Origin of the sequence: Streptomyces sp. NPDC101151 (assembly GCF_044768335.1) — a bacterium.
Classification (GTDB): domain Bacteria; phylum Actinomycetota; class Actinomycetes; order Streptomycetales; family Streptomycetaceae; genus Streptomyces.
Map to the genome: position 1 here is coordinate 242,370 of NZ_JBIWPP010000005.1, position 18,130 is coordinate 260,499.

Sequence of the window (18,130 nt, forward strand, 5' to 3'; positions counted from 1 at the left end):
CGTCTGCTGGGGAAATGAACTCGACGCACGCCGTCCCAGCGGATGGACTGGGCCCATGACCACATCTCAGGAAGAGCTGCTCCCGGGAACCCGGCGGGCCCTGCTGCACCGGATCGCTGTCGCACAGGCCGAAGGCCGGGCGCCGTCCCTGGTCGCGGCAATCGTGCGGGGCGGCGGGGCTGTCTGGCACGGTGCACGGTCCTCGGTGGACGGACATGGCCCGGACGAAAACGTGCAGTACCGGATCGGCTCGATCACCAAGACATTCACCGCCGTACTGGTGCTGCGGCTGCGTGACGAGGGTGTGCTCGATCTCGGTGATCCCCTGGAAAAGCATCTGCCGGGCACAGGTGTCGGTGAGGCGACGATCGCTGAACTTCTCGCACACACCGCCGGATTGGCTGCCGAGTCGCCCGCCCCCTGGTGGGAACGGACGCCGGGCTCGTTGCGCCCCGAGCTGAGCGATGTCCTGGGTGAGCAGCCGCTCCTGCATCCCGTCGGCCGACGCCACCACTATTCCAACCCCGGCTACACGCTGCTCGGCGCATTGGTGGAGGAGCTTCGGGGCGCCTCCTGGGAGGAGGTGCTGCGCAGAGAGGTACTCGAACCGCTCGGCCTCCACCGCACCTCCGCGCAGCCGCAGGCGCCGCACGCGGGCGGCTGGGCAGTGCATCCCTGGGCCGACGCGCTGCTACCCGAACCGCTGGAAGATCTCGGCCGGATGGCCCCCGCCGGTCAGCTGTGGTCCACCACCGGGGACCTTGCGCGATTCGCCGCTTTCCTGGCCGGGGGAGACGACCGGGTGCTGAGCGCCGAGTCGGTGCGGGAGATGCGGACGCCCGCGGCGCCTGCCGAGGCCGCGGATGTGGTGGACGGGGCGACCTATGGCCTCGGCATGCAGATCCAGCACCGGGACGGCAGGCTCCTCGTCGGGCACTCCGGCTCGCTCCCGGGTTTCCTGGCGAACCTCACCGTCAGCGTGGAGGACGATGTGGCGGCGGTGGTGCTGGCCAACTGCACCAGTGGCCCGCTGCTGGGAGGGGTGGGAGCCGACCTCGTCCGTATCGTGGCCGAGGCGGAACCGCGTATCCCCGAGCCCTGGCGGCCGCTGCGTGAAGTCGACCCGGACGTGCTTGAGTTGGCCGGGCAGTGGTACTGGGGGACTCAGGCCTTTGCCCTGAGAGTGATGGCCGACGGGCTCATCTCGCTGGGACCGCTGAGCGCCGGCGGCCGCCGGGCCCGCTTCCGCTCGAACGGGGACGGGACGTGGACGGGCCTGGAGGGCTACTACGCGGGAGAGCTGCTTCGGCCCGTACGTCGCCCGGACGGGGCCATGAGTCATCTGGACCTCGGGTCGTTCGTGTTCACCCGGCAGCCGTACGAGGAGGGGGTGGACGTGCCCGGCGGAGTGGACCCGAAGGGCTGGCGGGGCATCGCGGAGTAGCCGCTCGAACATGGCCGGGGGCGGGTGTTTCACGTGAAACACCCGCCCCCGGCCACTTTTCAGAGCTGGAGTTTGAAGCCCACATGCGAGGCGGTGAAGCCGAGCCGTTCGTAGAAACGGTGGGCGTCCGTGCGGCTGCTGTCGGAGGTGAGCTGCACCAACTGGCAGTCCTGGCGACGGGATTCCTCGACAGCCCACTCGATGAGCTGTGTGCCCAGGCCGCTGCCGCGCTCGTCGGCGTGGATGCGGACGGCCTCGATGATCGAGCGGGTCGCTCCCTTGCGGGAGAGCCCGGGGATGATCGTCAGCTGGAGGGTACCGATGACCTGGCCCTCGCGCACCGCCACGACGAGATGCTGCTTCGGGTCGGCGCTCAGCCGCTCCAGCGCCGTCAGATAGGGCGTCAGATCGTCGGGTGACTCGCGCTGGGCGCCCAGCGGATCGTCGGCGAGCATGGCGACGATCGCGGGCAGGTCGTCCGCGGTCGCGCGGCGTATGTCAAGATCTCCCATGCTCGCACCCTATGCGGGCACGTTGAGGGACTCCACGACCTTGACCAACGGGGCCAGCTCGGGATTTCTGGCCGCCTCGTCCAGGGCCTCGCGCAGGGCGGCGTCATTGGTGGGCCGCGCCTCGCCCAGCAGCTGAAGCCCCGCCTCGGTGACGTTGGTGTAGATGCCGCGACGGTCGGTGGGGCACAGGTAGCGCTCCAGCAGGCCGCGGTCCTCCAGTCGGGTCACCAGCCGTGTGGTGGCGCTCTGGCTCAGCACGACCGCGTCGGCGACCTGCTTCATCTGCAGATGGCCCCCCTCGCCCTCGTGCTGCCGGCTGAGCACGTCGAGCAGGGAGTACTCGCGCACGCTCAGGTCGTGCTTGGACTGCAGGGCGCGCTCGATGTGCGCCTCGATCCTCCCGTGCAGCAGTGAGAGGGCACACCAGCCCTGGGCGAGGGCGGTGAGCGCGGGGTCCGTCGCTGTCATTGGCGTTTTCCTCCGTCCCGGAGCGACTGAATCCAGAGTAGAGCACTCCCGCAATAGTCCGCTGTTGCACGTAGCCCGCGTCTGCAATTATTGTGGACGCACGCAAAGTGCTTCTGCAATCGTCTGGAAGGTGTACCCCCACATGCCTCTCGCGCTTCTGGCTCTCGCGATCGGGGCCTTCGGAATCGGAACGACCGAGTTCGTGATCATGGGCCTGCTGCCCGAGGTCGCGGGTGACTTCGGGATCTCGATCCCCACGGCGGGCCTGCTCGTGACCGGATACGCCCTCGGCGTGGTCATCGGTGCCCCGCTGATGACCGTGCTCGGCACCAAGATCTCGCGCAAGCGGGTGCTGATGTTCCTGATGGCCCTGTTCATCGCCGGAAACCTGATCTCCGCCGTGGCCCCCACTTTCTCGATCATGCTGATCGGACGGGTGATCGCCTCCCTCGCGCACGGTGCCTTCTTCGGCATCGGCTCGGTCGTCGCGGCCGAGCTGGTGGCTCCCGACAAGAAGGCCGGCGCCATCGCGATGATGTTCACCGGTCTCACCGTCGCCAATGTCGTCGGCGTCCCGCTGGGCACGCTCATCGGGCAGAACGTCGGCTGGCGTGTCACCTTCGGCATCGTCGCCGCCCTCGGTGTCGTCGGCCTGGCCGGCATCGCCAAGCTGGTGCCCGAGATGCCCAGGCAGGAGGGCGTGCACCTGCGCCATGAACTGGCCGCCTTCAAGAACGCCCAGGTCCTGCTCGCCATGGCGATGACCGTGCTCGGCTTCGGCGGTGTCTTCGCGGCCGTCACCTACATCGCGCCGATGATGACCCACATCGCCGGCTTTGCCGACGGGTCGGTCACCTGGCTGCTGGTCCTGTTCGGCCTCGGCATGGTCGGCGGCAACCTCATCGGCGGAAAGTTCGCGGACCGCGCCCTGATGCCGATGCTGTACGTCTCGCTGGGCGCCCTGGCCGTCGTCCTCGCACTCTTCACGGTCACCGCTCACAACAAGATCGCGGCCGCCGTGACCATCACCCTGATCGGCGCCCTCGGCTTCGCGACCGTCCCGCCGCTGCAGAAGCGCGTCCTCGACCAGGCCCACGGCGCCCCGACTCTCGCGTCGGCCGTGAACATCGGCGCCTTCAACCTGGGCAACGCCCTCGCCGCCTGGCTCGGCGGCATGGTGATCGCGGCCGGCTTCGGCTACACCGCCCCCAACTGGGTCGGTGCTGCCCTCGCCGCGGCCGCCCTGGTCCTCGCCGTCCTCTCGGCCGCCCTGGAGCGCCGGGACGGCGCGCGGAGCGCCGTGGTGGCCTCCGGAGCGCCCGTCGGACAGCGGGCCCCCGTCCACCACTGAGCCCGCCCGCACCACAGGGCATCGCCACCTGTACCCGACCGATGGCAGGACTGCCGTGGCGTACATCGCCCCGGCCCGTCCGGTGCCACCTCACCTCACGCACCACCGCACCAAGGAGAACGCTCCATGACCACCGCAACAGTCGCCCCGCTCACCACCGAGGACGCTGAGCTGCTCGTCGCCACGGCCCGTCGCGCGGCAGAGGAGGCCGGAGTCACCGTCAGCGTCACCGTCCTGGACGCGGGGGGCCACCTGCTCGCCTTCCGCCGGGACGACCGGGCCGTGCTGATCTCCGGTGAGACCAGCACCCGCAAGGCCTACACGGCGCTCCAGCTGAACGCGGCCACCGCGGACCTCGTCGACGCCGTCCAGCCCGGGGGCCTCTTCCACACGCTGCCCACGGCCCTCGACCGGCCCCTGCTGTTCATCGCGGGCGGTCTCCCCGTCCACCGGGACGGCCGTCTGATCGGCGCGATCGGCGTCGGCGGCGGTGCCCCGGACCAGGACCACGGCTTCGCCACCGCGGCCGTCCAGGCGCTCGTCTGACCGCACGCGCCGAGGCGTGACATCGCCGGCCCTGCCCTGGAGCGGTGGCCGGCGTTTGCCGTGCGGCCGCTCAGCCCGCGGCGACCGTCAGCGGCGCGAACCGGCGCGTCCAGTCTCCCGGCAGATCCGTGATGCCGTACGTCATGACGGCGTTGAACGCCACGGACGCCAGCCCCCGTGCCTTGGCCCAGGTCAGCAGCTCCTCGTGGCGTACGTCGATGTCGGTGCGCAGCGGGCGGTCCGTATGGGCCGCGAGCGAGGCGATGAGTGCCTTGGCCGTTTCCGTGTCCCGTGCGATCAGCGGACCGACGACATGGGTGTCCATGTTGGGCCACGCGGCCGTGTAGCCGGTGATCCGGCCATCGTCCTCGGCCACGCGCAGTTGGTCGGCGAAGGCGGGCAGGCGGGTGATGAGGGGAGTGCGGTCGGTGCCGAACACCTCCTCGTCGAGACGGAGGATGGAGGGCAGGTCCTCAGCGGTGGCAGCACGCGTCGCCACGTCGCACTCCGGTCCGCCGGGGATGAAGTGCCCCATCAGCATCTCCGCCCGGCCCGTGACCTTGAAGCCGAGTTCCTCGTAGAGCGGCCGCCCGTTGGGCGTGGCGTGCAGGGTGAGGGGGGTGGTGCCCATGGCCGCTACGACATGCCGCATCAGGCGGCGTCCGACACCTTGGCGGGCGTGGCGCCCGGCCACCAGAACCATGCCGATCGCGCCAAGCTCCGACCGCTCCCAGGAGCCGTACTCCGTGACGACACAGGCGGCGACGAGCCCGCCGTCGGGGGTGTCGATGCCGTATCCCTTACCGGCAGTGAGGAGAAGGCTCCATTTGTGCTCCTCGCGTGGCCACCCCCGATCCTCGGACAAGTCGGCGCAGGCGGTGAGATCGCGAAGCGTCAGACGGCGGATGGGCAGAGCAGCGAGGGAAGGAGTCGACACGCAGGTCAGGCTGTCCGACCGGCACCCCTGACGTCCACCTGTTTCGGTGCAGACGCAGGTGCTTTTGGCCATGTCGTGGCCATTCGTACAGGTCGTGGACAGGCAATAGGTGTTTCACGTGAAACACCGGGGGCCCATTAACCTCGGGCCATGGCGAGACTTCATCTCTTCGACCTCGATGGCACTCTGCTGCATGGCACCACCGCTCCCGTGGAGATTTCCCGCCAGTTGGGCAGGGAAGCGGAGGCGGCGGCGCTGGACCGGGCGATCGCGGCGGGAAGGATAGGTCCGCCGGAGTATGCGACCCAGGTGTACGACCTGTGGGCGGAGTTGACCGAGGCGCATGTGAGCGCGGCTTTCGAAGCCGCCCCCTGGCTGACGCGGATCCGTGAGGTCTGGGCAGAGATCCGGGGCGCGGGCGACTACTGCGCGGTGGTGTCCCTCTCACCGTCCTTCTTCGTGGAACGCCTTCTCGGCTGGGGTGCACACGCGGCCTACGGGTCGCGCTTCCCCGCCGTGCCGTTCACCGAGCCCGTGGATCCGGCCGGGGTGCTCAGCGCCGCGGCCAAGGTGACCATTGCGGACCGGCTCTGTCAGGAGTTCGGTGTGACCAGGGCGAACTGTGTCGCGTACGGCGACTCGCTCTCGGACCGGGACCTGTTTGCTGCTGTACCGGTTTCCGTCGCGGTGAATGCGGATGGCCATGTGGCCGGACTCGCCACATATTCCTACACCGGGCGGGATCTGTGGGATGCCTATGAATTGGTGACACGCGTCCGGTAGTTGAGGGAGCTCATGGTTTCGACCCTTGCTCGTTCCATGGGGAAGCAAGGGGGGACTTGTGCGCATGGCGTCGGCCGGTAGGGTCGACTCCGGTTCACGTCCGGGATGGAGTGCACGCATCCCGTGCGGGCCGCGAGCAGGGCAGGCAGCCTAACGGGACGAAGAGATCGAAGACCCGCGTTTCCGGGTAAAGGGCGCGGCATCCGCTCAGGATGGGATGCTGCGGAGAGAGTGCTACGGCTGGCCGCCCGCCGGGGGAAAGCATGCACCTTCCGAGGAGGAGGTGTGCAGTCCGACCGAAAGATGTTCGAGGCGAGGGCACCATGGATGCTCCGACCACCACGTCGGGGGAGAACGGCATAGCGGGCGGAGGCGGCTGGTTCACGCCGCGCAAGGTGCCTCCTGCCCCGCCGCCTGAGGGTGATCAGGAGACGGCCGAGGGGCGCAGGCCCGCGGTCGTACGTCCGGTGGGCCGGCCGTCCCGTGAGGCTGCCGCCCGCCCCGCGCCCGACGCTTCCGCCGCCCCTCCCACGCCGGCGGCTCCCGCCGCGCAGCCGGCCGGGCCTTTCGCACCAGCCCCGCCCGGCCCTCCGGCGCCCCGGCCGGCAGGGGCCTTCGAGCCGTCGCCCCCGACTTTCGGGTCGACCGCTCCGCAGCGGGTCCCTCCCCAACGCCCCGCTCCACCCGTCGAGGAGGCTTCCCCGGACGCGGTTGTCATCCGCCGCACGATGGCCGAGATCGCACCCCTCGCCGACAAGGTCACCTCCTACTTCTATGCGCTCCTCTTCGTCCGCCATCCCGACCTGCGGCCCATGTTCCCGCCCGCGATGGACACCCAGCGGGACCGGCTGCTGAGGGCCCTGCTCACGGCCGCCGAGCACATCGACAACACGCCTGTCCTCGTTGACTACCTGCAGAACCTGGGCCGCGGACACCGGAAGTACGGCACCCGCGCCGAGCACTATCCGGCCGTGGGCGAATGCCTCATCGGTGCGTTGAGCAAGTACGCAGTCGCCGTCTGGAGCCCGGAGACCGAGGCGGCCTGGGTACGGACCTACACGACGATCTCCCAGGTGATGATCGACGCAGCGGCTGCGGACGGACTGCGCGCGCCTGCCTGGTGGCATGCCGAGGTCGTCACGCACGACCTCAGGACCCCCGATGTCGCGGTCCTCACCGTCCGCCCGGACCAGCCGTATCCTTTCCTCGCCGGGCAGTACACCAGTGTGGAGACGCCCTGGTGGCCGCGGGTCTGGCGGCACTACTCCTTTGCCTCGTCGCCCCGCTCCGACGGCCTGCTGACATTCCATGTGAAGGCCGTTCCGGCCGGCTGGGTCTCCAACGCACTGGTGCACCGCGCCCGGCCCGGAGACGTCATACGCCTCGGCCCGCCGACCGGCTCGATGACCATCGACCACACCACCGACAGCGGGCTGCTCTGCCTGGGCGGCGGCACCGGAATAGCGCCCATCAAGGCCCTGGTCGAGGACGTGGCCGAGCATGGCCGGCGCCGTACGGTCGAGGTGTTCTACGGCGCCCGCACCGGCCACGACCTGTACGACATGGACACCATGCTCAGGCTCCAGCAGAGCCATCCGTGGCTCTCCGTCCGCGCGATCATCGACCAGCAGGCCCATCTCCAGCTTCCCGACGTCATTCGGGAGTACGGCCCCTGGAACGAGTACGACGCCTACCTCTCGGGGCCGCCCGGAATGATCCGCAGCGGGGTCGACGCACTGCGCGACATCGGTATCCCCTCGGACCGCATACGGCATGACTCGGTCGAGGAGCTGGTCGTCGTAGGGAACTGACCGGGTGCCTGACTACCCGAGGTCGGGAGCGTGCATGGCGCGGACGCCCTCGATATTGCCGTCCAGGTAGTGCCGCAGCGACAGCGGAACGAGATGGACGGAGGCGATGCCGACCCGGGTGAACGGGACCCGGACGATCTCGTACTCGCCCGCAGGCTCGTCCACCTCGGGGCCGTGGCGCAGCGACGGGTCCATGGACCCCAGCCGGCAGACGAAGAAGTGCTGCACCTTCACGCCGGTTGCGCCGCCGTCCTCGCCGATGTGCTCCACGGTGTCCACGAAGCAGGGCACGACGTCGGTGATCTTGGCGCCGAGCTCCTCGTACACCTCACGGTGCAGGGCGTCGACGACGGTCGGGTCCCCGGGCTCGACCCCGCCACCGGGGGTGACCCAGTAGGGATCGACACCGGGTTTGGTGCGCTTGATCAGGATGAGGTCGTCACCGTCCAGAAGAACGGCGCGGGCGGTGCGCTTGACCACGGGTCGGACGGTCATGGGAGAAATGTGGCCCGACTGGTTCCACGTGAAACATCGCGAGGCACCACGGCCCGAGCGCATCGCGTAGCTGCGCCTCAGCACCAGCTCGCGGCCGTCCGCTGCAGCCACTCGTGCGCCCGCGCGATATGCGGCATGGCGAGCGTTCCGGTGCGCACCGCCAGGAAGTACGTGCGCAAAGGCGGCACCGCCGGGTCGTGCAGTGCCACGATCTCGCCCTGTTCAAGGCCGGTGGAGCACAGATAGCGGGGCAGCACCGCCAGCCCGGCGCCCGCGATCGCACAAGCGAGCACCGCGCGCAGATCGGGGACGATGACCGTGCCCGAGGCAGCCGGGCGCGAGTCGAAGACGGAGGCCCAGTAGCGCGAGACGAAGGGCAGCGACTCGTGCACCTCGACGACAGGCAGGTTCTCCAGGGCGGGCGCCCCCTTGAGGCGCAGTGCTCCGGAGCCGATCCGCTCGGCCCAGCGCGGGGCGGCGACCAGCATGTGCTCCTCGTCGCAGAGCGGGCTGGCGGTCAGCAGGGCGCCGCGAGGCCTGACGGTGCTGATGGCCAGGTCATGGTGTCCGGCGGCCAGCCCCTCCAGTGTCTCCTCCGCGGTGCCGAAGGAGGCGCGCAGGGCAAAGCCCTGGCCGTCGTCGCCGGTCAGCTCGGTCAGGGCGGGCAGGGCGCGCTCGGCGGTGAACTCCGGCGGGCCCGCCAGGTGCAGAGTGCGTAACGCGGACTCGTCGTCCAGGCCGGTCTCGGCTATCTCGACGAGGGCGTCGAGGTGCGGCGCGGCCTTGTGGGCGAGTTCGTCGCCGATGGTCGTGGGCGTCACCCCGCGGGCCTGCCGCAGGAACAGGGGGCGGCCCAGCTGCCGCTCCAGGGTGCGGATCTGGGAGGTGACGGCCGGCTGCGAGAGGCCCAGCAGCGCGGCGGCGCGGGTGAAGGAGCCGGCCCGGTGCACGGTGACAAAGGTGCGCAGCAAGGCCAGATCCATGGCGGGCTTCCCCTTTCCCTGCCCCTCGTCCGGCACCCAGGCAGGCACCAACTATAAATAAGTCGATAGGTCTCTGTCGCTACCGTGATTGGACACTGACAGAGAGTCAACTAGCCTTGGTCGCGCGGTTCTTCGCGCGCGGAACCGGAGGCGGTCCGAGCCACGAGGGGGGAGGCTCGGACCGCCGGCAGAGCGGGCCGGGTGCCCCTCATCCCCTCACTGCGCCGACTCGTCGAGGGCGCGCAACACATCCGCCACCAGATCCTCGGGGTCCTCCGCGCCCACGGACAGGCGGATGAAGCCCTCCGGGACCGGGTCTCCGCCCCAGCGGCCGCGGCGTTCGGCCGTGGAGCGCACGCCGCCGAAGCTCGTCGCGTCCTCGACCAGGTGCAGCGCCTCGAGGAACCGCTCGGCACGCGCGCGCGTGGGCAGCGTGAAGGAGACCACGCAGCCGTAGCGGCGCATCTGCTGGACGGCGATCTTGTGCGCCGGGTCGTCCGGCAGCCCGGGATAGCGCAGCCCGGTGACCTCGGGCCGCTGGTGCAGGGCCTCGGCGACCGTGAGAGCCGTCGCGTTCTGCCGGTCGATGCGCAGCTGGAGCGTCGCGATGGAGCGGTGCGCGAGCCAGGCCTCCATGGGCCCGGAGATGGCACCGACGATCTTGCGCCAACGGCGTACGGCGGCCATCGCCTCGGCGTCGCGACCGGTGACATAGCCCAGCAGGACGTCACCGTGCCCGGTCAGCTGCTTGGTGCCGCTGGCCACGGAGAAGTCGGCGCCCAGCTCCAGCGGGCGCTGCCCGAGCGGGGTGGCGAGGGTGTTGTCGACGGCCACCAGGGCGCCGCGCGCGTGTGCCGCCTCCACCAGTCGCCGGATGTCGCACACGTCGAGCCCCGGGTTGGACGGCGACTCGATCCACAGCAGCCGCGCGCCGTCGAGGACCTCCAGCTGCGCGTCACCCGCCGTGGGCGCGGTGCGCACCTCGATGCCGTACGCCTCCAGCTGGGCGCGGACCAGCGGCAGCACCTGATAGCCGTCGGAGGGCAGGACGACCGCGTCCCCGGCGCGCAGCTGCGAGAACAGCACCGAGGAGATCGCCGCCATGCCGGAGGCGAACACCAGCGTCTCGGCGTCGTCCCGCCCGGGCGCCTCCAGCTCGCCGATGGCCCGCTCCAGCAGCGTCCAGGTGGGATTGTCGTCCCGGCCGTAGGAGTACGGTCCGGTCACCTCGCCCGGCAGATGGAAGTGCGCCGCGAACACCGGTCCGGGCAGGGTCGGCTCGTGCTTGACCGGCTCGGGCAGTCCGGCCCGTACCGCGCGCGTGCCGTCGCCGGTGCGGTGCGCGTCCTTGGTGGCGTCGCTCATGCGGCCCGTCCCTCCAGTTGTTCCCGTACGGCGGCGAGCAGGCCGGTGCTCGCCGCCTCCACCATCTCAAGGCACTCCTCGAAGCCGTCCCGGCCCCCGTAGTACGGGTCCGGTACGTCGAGGTCGTCGCCGGCCGCCGGATCGTATGCGCGCAGCAGACGCACCTTGAGGGCGTCCTCCTCGGTGGACGCGAGGCGGCGCAGGGCTTTGAGATGGCCGGTGTCGAGGGCGATCACCAGGTCGAGACGGGCGAACCAGGAGGGCTGGAACTGCCGAGCGACGTGCTCGGTGCCGTAGCCGTGTTCATCGAGTACCGAGACGGTGCGTGGGTCGGCGGCATCCCCCTCGTGCCAGCCGCCGGTGCCGGCGCTGTCGATCTCCACGAGGCCGGCGAGACCGGCCTCCTCGACGCGCGCACGGAAGACGGACTCGGCCATCGGCGAGCGGCAGATGTTGCCGGTGCACACGAAACAGACGCGGTAGGTCATGGCGGGATCAGTCCTCGTCGGGCAGGACGAGGTTCAGGGCCCACGAGACGACGGAGATGATCAGACCGCCGAGCACGGCCGTCCAGAATCCGTCCACATGGAAGCTCAGGTCGAGCTTGCCGCACACCCAGGACGTCAGCAGCAGCATCAGTGCGTTGACGACCAGGGTGATCAGGCCGAGGGTCAGAAGGAACAACGGGAAGGTGAGCACCTTCACGATCGGCTTGACCAGGAAGTTCACCAGACCGAAGATCAGCGCGACAACGATCAGCGTCCCGGCCTTCTTGGCCGTGTTGTCACCTGTGAGGGTGATCTTGTCGAGCAGCCACACGGCAACCGCCAGGGCGCCGGCGTTGGCGATCGTCTTGACTACGAAATTCTTCATGTGTCTGATCGTGGCAGACCAGATCGACGGCGAGCAGTGGGGCGAGGGCGGACAACAGCGATGAAGGCATTCCGGCTGGACGAACTGGAGACGGAACGCGCCGCCAACGAGGGGGCCTACCTGCAGTTCCTGCGGGAGCGCAACATGTCGGTCGGCCTGTACGCCCTCAACGCGGGCGAGCACGACCCGCAGAAGCCGCACAGCCAGGACGAGGTGTACTTCGTCGTCAGCGGCCGCGCGTCGATCACGGTCGGCCCCGAGACCACGCAGGTGGCGCGGGGAAGCGTGGTGTACGTGCCGGCCGGCGTCGCCCACAAGTTCCACCACATCAGCGAGGATCTGCGGGTTCTGGTCGTCTTCTCTCCGCCTGAGGCCTGAGTCCGGGTCCCGGGGTTCCCTAGGGGGCGGCTCAGGGGAGGACAAGGGGTGCGGGACCCCCGCCGGCCCCTCCGGCGGCTCTAGCATCGGAGGCAGACATCGACAACTGCGTCCACGACAGCGGGCAGTACGCCGTGAACGCACCGGAACACAAAGGACGAGGGCAAATGCGAGAGATCTTCGCGGGGCTGCCGTGGTGGGTGAAGTGGGTCGCGGTGCCGGTCATCGCCCTGGTCGTGTTCGGCGGCCTGATAGCGACCGTCGTCGGTTTCGTGATCGGCCTGCTCTTCAAGGCGCTGGTCTTCGTCGCCCTGGTCGGCGGACTGATCTACATCGTGCGCAAGTTCATGTCGAACTCCTCGTCGCGCGGAGACTGGTGAGGCACGTGGGAGCCGGTGACCGGTAACGGGATTCACCGGTTCCCTCGGGGGAGGGAAGTTTCCCCGGCAGGCCGTCTGCACGCGGTGGCGGGCGGTTAGAGTCCGGAACCCCACGCGGGGCCGGGCCCCGCGGGCGGCGTACACCCCCACCCCGTGTTTCCTCCGCACGGGCTGCCCCACCCTCGCGCTCCGGGAGTGACCCTTGGCCACGGTTGACACCGCACCGTCAGGACCGCACGCACCGCTCACCTCGCCGCACTCCTGCACGCCCCCCGTGCAGCGACCGCCCGCCGCGACCGTCCCAGGACAGCCACACGCCGGCCCCCTCCCAGGACCAGCACACTCCGCGGACGTCCCGGGGCAGCCGACCGCCGCGACCCTCATCGGATCCGTCCAGCGCGCGATGCGACTGCTGGAGACCGTCGCGGAACACGAGTACGGCGCCCCCGCCAAGCAGCTGGCCCGCGAGACCGGTCTCGCCCTGCCCACGACGTATCACCTGTTGCGCACCCTGGTGCACGAGGGCTACCTGCGCCGGGAGAAAGGGCTGTTCTTCCTCGGCACCGCAGCCGAGCGGTTGAGCAGCAGCGGAGCGCAGCAGAAACGTCGCAGCACGGTGGCCGACACCCTCGCCCACTGGCGTGATGCCATCGGCGCGCCGGTGTACTACGCGATGTACCGGGACGGCGAGATCGAGGTCATGTACGTCTCCGACTCGCGGGAGTCCCCGGCGGTCGAGGAATGGGCCGACTTCCGCGAGACGGGGCATGCGCACGCGATCGGGCAGTGCCTGCTCTCCCAGCTGGACGAGGAGGCCCGCCGGGACCATCTGGCCCGCTATCCGGTGCAGTCCATCACGCCGTACACCGTGCGTGACAACCACTCCCTGCTGCGCCGACTGGCCCGGATCCCGCGGATGGAGCCGGTGGTGGAGCGCCAGGAGTACGCGCTGGGCACGGTCTGCGCGGCGATTCCGATCACGGTCGGCACCACCGCGGTCACGATGGCCATCTCGCTCCCCGCCCACCAGGCCGAACGACTGCTGCCCGCCGCCCACCGCTTGCAGGTCGAGATCGGGCGCCAACTGGGCTCGCTGATGCTCTCTATCAGTATCTGAAAACTCACTCCTTGTGATCTGCTGTGTACGTTCAGCAAGATTTGACCACGGTCGAGGGGATCAAACCCGGCCGGTCGATGTCATTTGACGGGGTAGGCGATGCGCGAATCCGTACAGGCAGAAGTCATGATGAGCTTTCTCGTGTCGGAGGAACTCTCCTTCCGCATCCCGGTGGAGTTGCGCTACGAGACCTGTGATCCCTATGCCGTGCGGCTGACCTTCCATCTGCCCGGCGATGCCCCGGTGACCTGGGCCTTCGGTCGTGAGCTGATGATCGACGGGGTCGGGCGGCCGTGCGGGGAGGGGGACGTGCACATCGCCCCCGTCGACTCCGAGGTGCTGGGCGAGGTGCTGATCCGGCTTCAGGTCGGTGGCGACCAGGCCCTGTTCCGCTCCTCGACGCCGCCGCTCGTGGCCTTCCTCGACCGTACGGACAAGCTCGTGCCGCTCGGCCAGGAGGCTGCGCTGGCCGACTTCGACGCCCACCTCGACGAGGCCCTGGACCGCATCCTGGCCGAGGAACAGAGCGCCGGCTGAAGCCTTACGGCAACGGGGCGCCAGGGCGCTCCGCCGTGCCGCGTGAGACTGTGCAGGAACGCTTCTCCGGCGGTTTTCCGGCCCTGGCCGGGCCGCTCACCGCTTCCGGCGCCGACCCCGGCCGCCGCGTGCCGCAGCGGGCTGGGCCCCGGCGGGGGCCGCCGTGTCCGGTCCCGGCCGGTCGGCCGACACCACCAGGGCGGCGAGGGCGGTGGTGACCGGGACGGAGGCGACCAGGCCGATCGAACCCACCAGCGTGCGCACGATCTCCTCGGCGACCAGCTCGCTGTTGGCCACCGTGCCCACGCTGCTCTGCGCGATCGAGAACAGCAGCAGCAACGGCAGCGCGGCTCCGGCGTACGCGAGGACAAGGGTATTGACCACCGAGGCGATGTGATCGCGGCCGATCCGGATGCCCGCCCGGTACAGCCCGCGCCAGCCCATCACCGGGTTGGCCTCGTGCAGCTCCCAGACCGCCGACGTCTGCGTCACCGTCACATCGTCCAGGACACCGAGGGAACCGATGATGACGCCGGCCAGCAGCAGGCCGCTCATGTCGATCGACGGATACAGGCCGTGGATCAGGCCGGTGTTGTCGTCCGTGTTGCCGGTGAGCGCGGCCCAGTCGATGAACTCCGAGCCGAGGACACCGATCAGCAGGAGGGAGACCAGCGTGCCGAGCACGGCGACCGATGTACGGGCCGACAGCCCATGGCACATGTAGAGCGCGATGAGCATGATCGCACTCGCCCCGACGACGGCCACCAGCAGCGGATTCGAACCCTGCAGGATCGCGGGCAGGATGAAGAGCGTCAGCACCAGGAAGCTCACGGCCAGCGCGACCAGCGCCATGACACCGCGCATCCGGCCCACCACCACGACGGCGAGCGCGAAGATCCCCGCGAGCAGTGCCATCGGGAACTTACGGTTCACATCGGTGACGGAGTACTGCAGCTCCTTCGGCGCCGAGGGCTCGTAGGCGACCACGACCTTCTCGCCCTGCCGCAACTGCCGCGACTGGTCCGGCTGCACGATCTCGGTGAACGTACGGCCCTCGTCCTTGCCGGTGTCGACCCGGACCGTCGCCTTCTTGCAGGTGCCCTTTGCCTCCTGCTGTGCCGAGTTGCCCTCCGCGGTGGAGGTGTCGCCGGTCGGGGCGTCCCCGGAGGCATTCACCGACTTGCAGCTCACCTCGACGACCTTGGCGACCGTCGCCTGCTGCGTCTGCCGGTCGAAGCCGACGCCGGTCCGCTCGTGGGACGGTGCTCCACCCGGCCAGAGCAGCACCAGGCCGACCACGACCGCCGCGGTGAACGGGATCAGGATCGCCGCGATGACCTTGCGCAGATGCTTCGAGACGGGCGCGGCAGGGCCATGGCTGTGGCTGTGACCGTGCGAGTGGCCATGCCCGCTGCCCGGACCCGGGCCGTGCCGGTGCCCGTTGCCGCCGTCGCCACGCGAGGCGTGGGCATGCCCGTCCCCGTGAGAATGCCCGGGAGCATGGCCGGTGCGCACCGGCCCGTGGTCGTGGTCGGCACCGCTGCTGCCGCGGGGGGCCTGACCGGGGCCGTCACCGTCTCCGTGGCCGTCATGGCCGTGTCCGCCGCCCTGTCCGGAGCCGCCTCCGCGCGGCGGCTCGGGTGGCGGGTACGGGTACTGCTCCATCGTGGTCACCGCCCGATCATCGCAAGAACGATAGGGGCCCTCTGTTCACCGCGCCCGAATTGACGCTAGCGTGGAGGCACCTTTGCACACGCGGGAGCTCGGAGCACCGGGCTGAGAGGGCGCTGACCTCCGTATTTGCGATGTTTCACGTGGAACGTGGTTTCACGGGAAACATCGACAGACGGAAACCGCTGCGTCGACCGCCGAACCTGTTACCGGGTAATGCCGGCGTAGGGAGTAGGTCTCATGACCAACAAGGACGCACGCACGCCTGCCTCCGTCCAGGACGACAAGTCCCAGGAGGCCGGGAAGTCCATCGGCTGGCACAAGGCGTACGTCGAGGGCACTCGCCCCGACCTGCACGTGCCCGTCCGCCAGGTGCACCTCACCAACGGGCAGTCGGTCACGCTGTACGACACATCGGGCCCGTACACCGATCCACACGTCGACACCGACGTCCGCAGGGGCCTGTCGCCGCTGCGCGAGAACTGGATCATCTCCCGCGGCGACACCGAGGAGTACGCGGGCCGTCCCGTCCGCCCCGAGGACGACGGGATCAAGCACACCTCGCCGCGCGGTGGGCTGCGCAACCTGGACGCGGTCTTCCCCGGGCGCCCGCGTCAGCCGCGCCGGGGCCGTGACGGCCAGGCGGTCACGCAGCTCGCCTACGCGCGCCGCGGCGAGATCACGCCCGAGATGGAGTACGTGGCCATCCGGGAGAACGTGTCTCCCGAGGTGGTCCGCGAGGAGATCGCCGCGGGGCGCGCGGTGCTGCCGGCCAACGTCAACCACCCGGAGATCGAGCCGATGATCATCGGCAAGCGGTTCCTGGTGAAGGTCAACGCCAACATCGGCAACTCCGCGGTGACGTCCTCCATCGAGGAGGAGGTCGAGAAGATGACCTGGGCGACCCGCTGGGGCGCCGACACGGTCATGGACCTCTCCACCGGCCGCAACATCCACACCACCCGCGAGTGGGTGCTGCGCAACTCCCCCGTCCCCATCGGCACGGTGCCGCTCTACCAGGCGCTGGAGAAGGTCGACGGCAAGGCCGAGGAACTGACCTGGGAGATCTACAAGGACACTGTCATCGAGCAGGCCGAGCAGGGCGTGGACTACATGACCGTCCACGCGGGCGTGCGCCTGCCGTATGTGCCGCTCACCGCCAACCGCAAGACTGGCATCGTCTCGCGCGGCGGCTCGATCATGGCCGCGTGGTGCCTGGCGCACCACAAGGAATCGTTCCTGTACGAGAACTTCGAGGAGCTGTGCGAGATCCTCGCCGCCTACGACGTCACGTACTCGCTGGGCGACGGCCTCAGGCCGGGCTCGATCGCGGACGCCAACGACGAGGCGCAGTTCGCCGAGTTGCGCACGCTCGGGGAACTCAACACGATCGCCAAGCGTTTCAACGTACAGACCATGATCGAGGGCCCGGGGCACGTCCCGATGCACAAGATCAAGGAGAACATCGACCTTCAGCAGGAGATCTGCGATGAAGCTCCGTTCTATACGCTCGGCCCGCTGACGACGGACATCGCGCCGGCGTACGACCACATCACCTCCGGCATCGGTGCCGCGATGATCGCCTGGTGGGGTACGGCGATGCTCTGCTACGTCACGCCCAAGGAGCACTTGGGCCTCCCCAACCGTGACGACGTCAAGACCGGTGTCATCACCTACAAGATCGCCGCCCACGCGGCCGACCTCGCCAAGGGGCACCCGGGCGCGCAGGAGTGGGACGACGCGCTGTCCGACGCCCGCTTCGAGTTCCGGTGGGAGGACCAGTTCAACCTCGCCCTGGACCCGGACACCGCACGGGAGTTCCACGACGAGACGCTGCCGGCCGAGCCCGCCAAGACGGCCCACTTCTGCTCCATGTGCGGGCCGAAGTTCTGCAGCATGAAGATTAGTCAAAGCATCACAGAGCGGTTCGGTGGTGCGGCGGCTGACGGGGCGTCGCCGGAGGAGGTCGCTGAGGGGATGCTCCAGAAGTCGAAGGAGTTTGCTGAGGCGGGGAGCCGGGTGTACCTGCCGATCGCGGACTGAGGCACACCTGTTGACGGTCCGTGCGGCCGGTCGGGGGAGATCCGACCCGGGCGCACGGACCGCCCCATCTTCCTGAAGCGAAGGGGCATGTACTGCTGGAGTCGACACTTTGCTAGATATGCAGTCTGCGTGGCCTTCCCCGATCCTGTTCGCCAGAGTTGGCTAGTTCTCAGTGGACCGGATGGGCCTCTGACGAGGGAAAACGAACCATATCGAATCCCTCTCCAAGAGATGGAGAGGCTCTTCTTGTCGACGCCTTCAGCCCAATGCAGCTTCGCCGAACTGGTTGTGGGGCCCTTGACTTTCCGGCCACTTCACCGCTGGCTTTGTTCACGAGTTGCTCGTGGGCAGGGCCACCGCGCCGTACCTGAGAGTCTGGGCCCCACTCGGCGGGGGCCCGGACGAGGTAGGTGACACTCAGAATGGAAGCTCGGGC

19 protein-coding genes and 1 riboswitch are annotated in these 18,130 nt (G+C 69.3%); of the genes, 10 read left to right on the plus strand and 9 right to left on the minus strand.

The window, feature by feature from the left end; all coding sequences use genetic code 11:
* Window positions 1-55: 55 nt before the first annotated feature.
* On the plus strand, window positions 56-1,444 hold the full coding sequence (locus ACIRU3_RS11955; protein WP_404055018.1) for a serine hydrolase domain-containing protein: 1,389 nt from the start codon (window positions 56-58) through the stop codon (window positions 1,442-1,444).
* A 59-nt stretch (window positions 1,445-1,503) separates the two neighbouring features.
* Here ACIRU3_RS11955 and ACIRU3_RS11960 read toward each other — a convergent pair whose 3' ends face one another.
* Together ACIRU3_RS11960 and ACIRU3_RS11965 are read right to left on the minus strand one after the other, a co-directional pair.
* Window positions 1,504-1,956, minus strand: coding sequence for a GNAT family N-acetyltransferase (locus ACIRU3_RS11960; protein WP_404055021.1), 453 nt, complete (start codon window positions 1,954-1,956; stop codon window positions 1,504-1,506).
* Window positions 1,957-1,965: 9 nt separating this feature from the next.
* Window positions 1,966-2,424 (minus strand): MarR family winged helix-turn-helix transcriptional regulator, encoded by a 459-nt coding sequence (locus tag ACIRU3_RS11965; RefSeq protein ID WP_404055024.1) that lies wholly within the window; start codon window positions 2,422-2,424, stop codon window positions 1,966-1,968.
* Between the two features lie 142 nt (window positions 2,425-2,566).
* Here ACIRU3_RS11965 and ACIRU3_RS11970 point away from each other — a divergent pair, with 142 nt between their 5' ends.
* Together ACIRU3_RS11970 and ACIRU3_RS11975 are read left to right on the plus strand one after the other, a co-directional pair.
* Window positions 2,567-3,775 (plus strand): MFS transporter, encoded by a 1,209-nt coding sequence (locus ACIRU3_RS11970; RefSeq protein ID WP_404055027.1) that lies wholly within the window; start codon window positions 2,567-2,569, stop codon window positions 3,773-3,775.
* Window positions 3,776-3,901: 126 nt separating this feature from the next.
* Window positions 3,902-4,321, plus strand: coding sequence for a heme-binding protein (locus ACIRU3_RS11975; protein ID WP_404055030.1), 420 nt, complete (start codon window positions 3,902-3,904; stop codon window positions 4,319-4,321).
* A gap of 70 nt (window positions 4,322-4,391) precedes the next feature.
* On the opposite strand, the gene ACIRU3_RS11980 is transcribed toward ACIRU3_RS11975, so the two are convergent.
* Window positions 4,392-5,258, minus strand: a complete 867-nt coding sequence (locus ACIRU3_RS11980) for a GNAT family N-acetyltransferase (RefSeq protein WP_404055033.1) — start codon at window positions 5,256-5,258, stop codon at window positions 4,392-4,394.
* Between the two features lie 150 nt (window positions 5,259-5,408).
* Between ACIRU3_RS11980 and ACIRU3_RS11985 the strand changes: the two genes are divergently transcribed.
* Together ACIRU3_RS11985 and ACIRU3_RS11990 are read left to right on the plus strand one after the other, a co-directional pair.
* Window positions 5,409-6,041: an HAD family hydrolase gene (locus ACIRU3_RS11985; protein WP_404055036.1), complete on the plus strand. Its 633-nt coding sequence runs from the start codon at window positions 5,409-5,411 to the stop codon at window positions 6,039-6,041.
* 323 nt (window positions 6,042-6,364) lie between these two features.
* A complete protein-coding gene (locus ACIRU3_RS11990; protein ID WP_404055039.1) occupies window positions 6,365-7,852 on the plus strand; it encodes a globin domain-containing protein in 1,488 nt (495 codons plus the stop codon).
* 12 nt (window positions 7,853-7,864) lie between these two features.
* Here the strand turns inward: ACIRU3_RS11990 and ACIRU3_RS11995 are convergent, their stop codons facing one another.
* The 5 genes from ACIRU3_RS11995 to ACIRU3_RS12015 form a co-directional block, all read right to left on the minus strand.
* A complete protein-coding gene (locus tag ACIRU3_RS11995) occupies window positions 7,865-8,347 on the minus strand; it encodes an NUDIX domain-containing protein (protein ID WP_404055042.1) in 483 nt (160 codons plus the stop codon).
* A 77-nt stretch (window positions 8,348-8,424) separates the two neighbouring features.
* A complete protein-coding gene (locus ACIRU3_RS12000) occupies window positions 8,425-9,330 on the minus strand; it encodes a LysR family transcriptional regulator (protein ID WP_404055045.1) in 906 nt (301 codons plus the stop codon).
* A 216-nt stretch (window positions 9,331-9,546) separates the two neighbouring features.
* Window positions 9,547-10,695, minus strand: coding sequence for a cystathionine gamma-lyase (locus tag ACIRU3_RS12005; protein WP_404055048.1), 1,149 nt, complete (start codon window positions 10,693-10,695; stop codon window positions 9,547-9,549).
* A complete protein-coding gene (locus tag ACIRU3_RS12010; RefSeq protein ID WP_404055051.1) occupies window positions 10,692-11,183 on the minus strand; it encodes a low molecular weight protein-tyrosine-phosphatase in 492 nt (163 codons plus the stop codon). Before ACIRU3_RS12010 ends, ACIRU3_RS12005 begins: the two co-directional genes overlap by 4 nt.
* A gap of 7 nt (window positions 11,184-11,190) precedes the next feature.
* Window positions 11,191-11,568, minus strand: a complete 378-nt coding sequence (locus ACIRU3_RS12015; protein ID WP_404055054.1) for a phage holin family protein — start codon at window positions 11,566-11,568, stop codon at window positions 11,191-11,193.
* A 60-nt stretch (window positions 11,569-11,628) separates the two neighbouring features.
* On the opposite strand from ACIRU3_RS12015, the gene ACIRU3_RS12020 reads away from it, so the two are divergent.
* The 4 genes from ACIRU3_RS12020 to ACIRU3_RS12035 all read left to right on the plus strand — a co-directional run bounded on the left by ACIRU3_RS12020 (window position 11,629) and on the right by ACIRU3_RS12035 (window position 13,980).
* A complete protein-coding gene (locus ACIRU3_RS12020; protein WP_404055057.1) occupies window positions 11,629-11,946 on the plus strand; it encodes a cupin domain-containing protein in 318 nt (105 codons plus the stop codon).
* Between the two features lie 167 nt (window positions 11,947-12,113).
* Entirely contained in the window at window positions 12,114-12,326 is a 213-nt protein-coding gene (locus ACIRU3_RS12025; protein WP_351802827.1) for a DUF5326 family protein, read from the plus strand.
* Window positions 12,327-12,528: 202 nt separating this feature from the next.
* Window positions 12,529-13,443: an IclR family transcriptional regulator gene (locus ACIRU3_RS12030; RefSeq protein ID WP_404055061.1), complete on the plus strand. Its 915-nt coding sequence runs from the start codon at window positions 12,529-12,531 to the stop codon at window positions 13,441-13,443.
* Window positions 13,444-13,542: 99 nt separating this feature from the next.
* Complete coding sequence (locus ACIRU3_RS12035) at window positions 13,543-13,980, plus strand: SsgA family sporulation/cell division regulator (protein WP_404055063.1); 438 nt, start codon at window positions 13,543-13,545, stop codon at window positions 13,978-13,980.
* 96 nt (window positions 13,981-14,076) lie between these two features.
* On the opposite strand, the gene ACIRU3_RS12040 is transcribed toward ACIRU3_RS12035, so the two are convergent.
* On the minus strand, window positions 14,077-15,645 hold the full coding sequence (locus ACIRU3_RS12040) for a YibE/F family protein (protein WP_404055493.1): 1,569 nt from the start codon (window positions 15,643-15,645) through the stop codon (window positions 14,077-14,079).
* Window positions 15,646-15,725: 80 nt separating this feature from the next.
* A riboswitch (TPP riboswitch) is annotated at window positions 15,726-15,899 on the plus strand.
* Here ACIRU3_RS12040 and thiC point away from each other — a divergent pair.
* Window positions 15,892-17,694 (plus strand): phosphomethylpyrimidine synthase ThiC, encoded by a 1,803-nt coding sequence (thiC, locus tag ACIRU3_RS12045; RefSeq protein WP_404055066.1) that lies wholly within the window; start codon window positions 15,892-15,894, stop codon window positions 17,692-17,694. (Overlaps the previous riboswitch by 8 nt.)
* Window positions 17,695-18,130 lie beyond the last annotated feature (436 nt).

Excerpts from the sequence above, each read along its gene's own strand:
- ACIRU3_RS11955 (WP_404055018.1), top strand. The coding sequence starts at position 56 with ATGACCACATCTCAGGAAGAGCTGCTCCCGGGAACCCGGCGGGCCCTG.
- thiC (WP_404055066.1), top strand. The coding sequence starts at position 15,892 with ATGACCAACAAGGACGCACGCACGCCTGCCTCCGTCCAGGACGACAAG.
- ACIRU3_RS11985 (WP_404055036.1), top strand. The coding sequence starts at position 5,409 with ATGGCGAGACTTCATCTCTTCGACCTCGATGGCACTCTGCTGCATGGC.
- ACIRU3_RS12005 (WP_404055048.1), bottom strand. The coding sequence starts at position 10,695 with ATGAGCGACGCCACCAAGGACGCGCACCGCACCGGCGACGGCACGCGC.
- ACIRU3_RS11970 (WP_404055027.1), top strand. The coding sequence starts at position 2,567 with ATGCCTCTCGCGCTTCTGGCTCTCGCGATCGGGGCCTTCGGAATCGGA.
- ACIRU3_RS11960 (WP_404055021.1), bottom strand. The coding sequence starts at position 1,956 with ATGGGAGATCTTGACATACGCCGCGCGACCGCGGACGACCTGCCCGCG.
- ACIRU3_RS12010 (WP_404055051.1), bottom strand. The coding sequence starts at position 11,183 with ATGACCTACCGCGTCTGTTTCGTGTGCACCGGCAACATCTGCCGCTCG.
- ACIRU3_RS12020 (WP_404055057.1), top strand. The coding sequence starts at position 11,629 with ATGAAGGCATTCCGGCTGGACGAACTGGAGACGGAACGCGCCGCCAAC.
- ACIRU3_RS12000 (WP_404055045.1), bottom strand. The coding sequence starts at position 9,330 with ATGGATCTGGCCTTGCTGCGCACCTTTGTCACCGTGCACCGGGCCGGC.
- ACIRU3_RS12025 (WP_351802827.1), top strand. The coding sequence starts at position 12,114 with ATGCGAGAGATCTTCGCGGGGCTGCCGTGGTGGGTGAAGTGGGTCGCG.
- ACIRU3_RS11975 (WP_404055030.1), top strand. The coding sequence starts at position 3,902 with ATGACCACCGCAACAGTCGCCCCGCTCACCACCGAGGACGCTGAGCTG.
- ACIRU3_RS11965 (WP_404055024.1), bottom strand. The coding sequence starts at position 2,424 with ATGACAGCGACGGACCCCGCGCTCACCGCCCTCGCCCAGGGCTGGTGT.
- ACIRU3_RS12040 (WP_404055493.1), bottom strand. The coding sequence starts at position 15,645 with ATGGAGCAGTACCCGTACCCGCCACCCGAGCCGCCGCGCGGAGGCGGC.
- ACIRU3_RS12015 (WP_404055054.1), bottom strand. The coding sequence starts at position 11,568 with ATGAAGAATTTCGTAGTCAAGACGATCGCCAACGCCGGCGCCCTGGCG.
- ACIRU3_RS11995 (WP_404055042.1), bottom strand. The coding sequence starts at position 8,347 with ATGACCGTCCGACCCGTGGTCAAGCGCACCGCCCGCGCCGTTCTTCTG.
- ACIRU3_RS12035 (WP_404055063.1), top strand. The coding sequence starts at position 13,543 with ATGCGCGAATCCGTACAGGCAGAAGTCATGATGAGCTTTCTCGTGTCG.
- ACIRU3_RS11990 (WP_404055039.1), top strand. The coding sequence starts at position 6,365 with ATGGATGCTCCGACCACCACGTCGGGGGAGAACGGCATAGCGGGCGGA.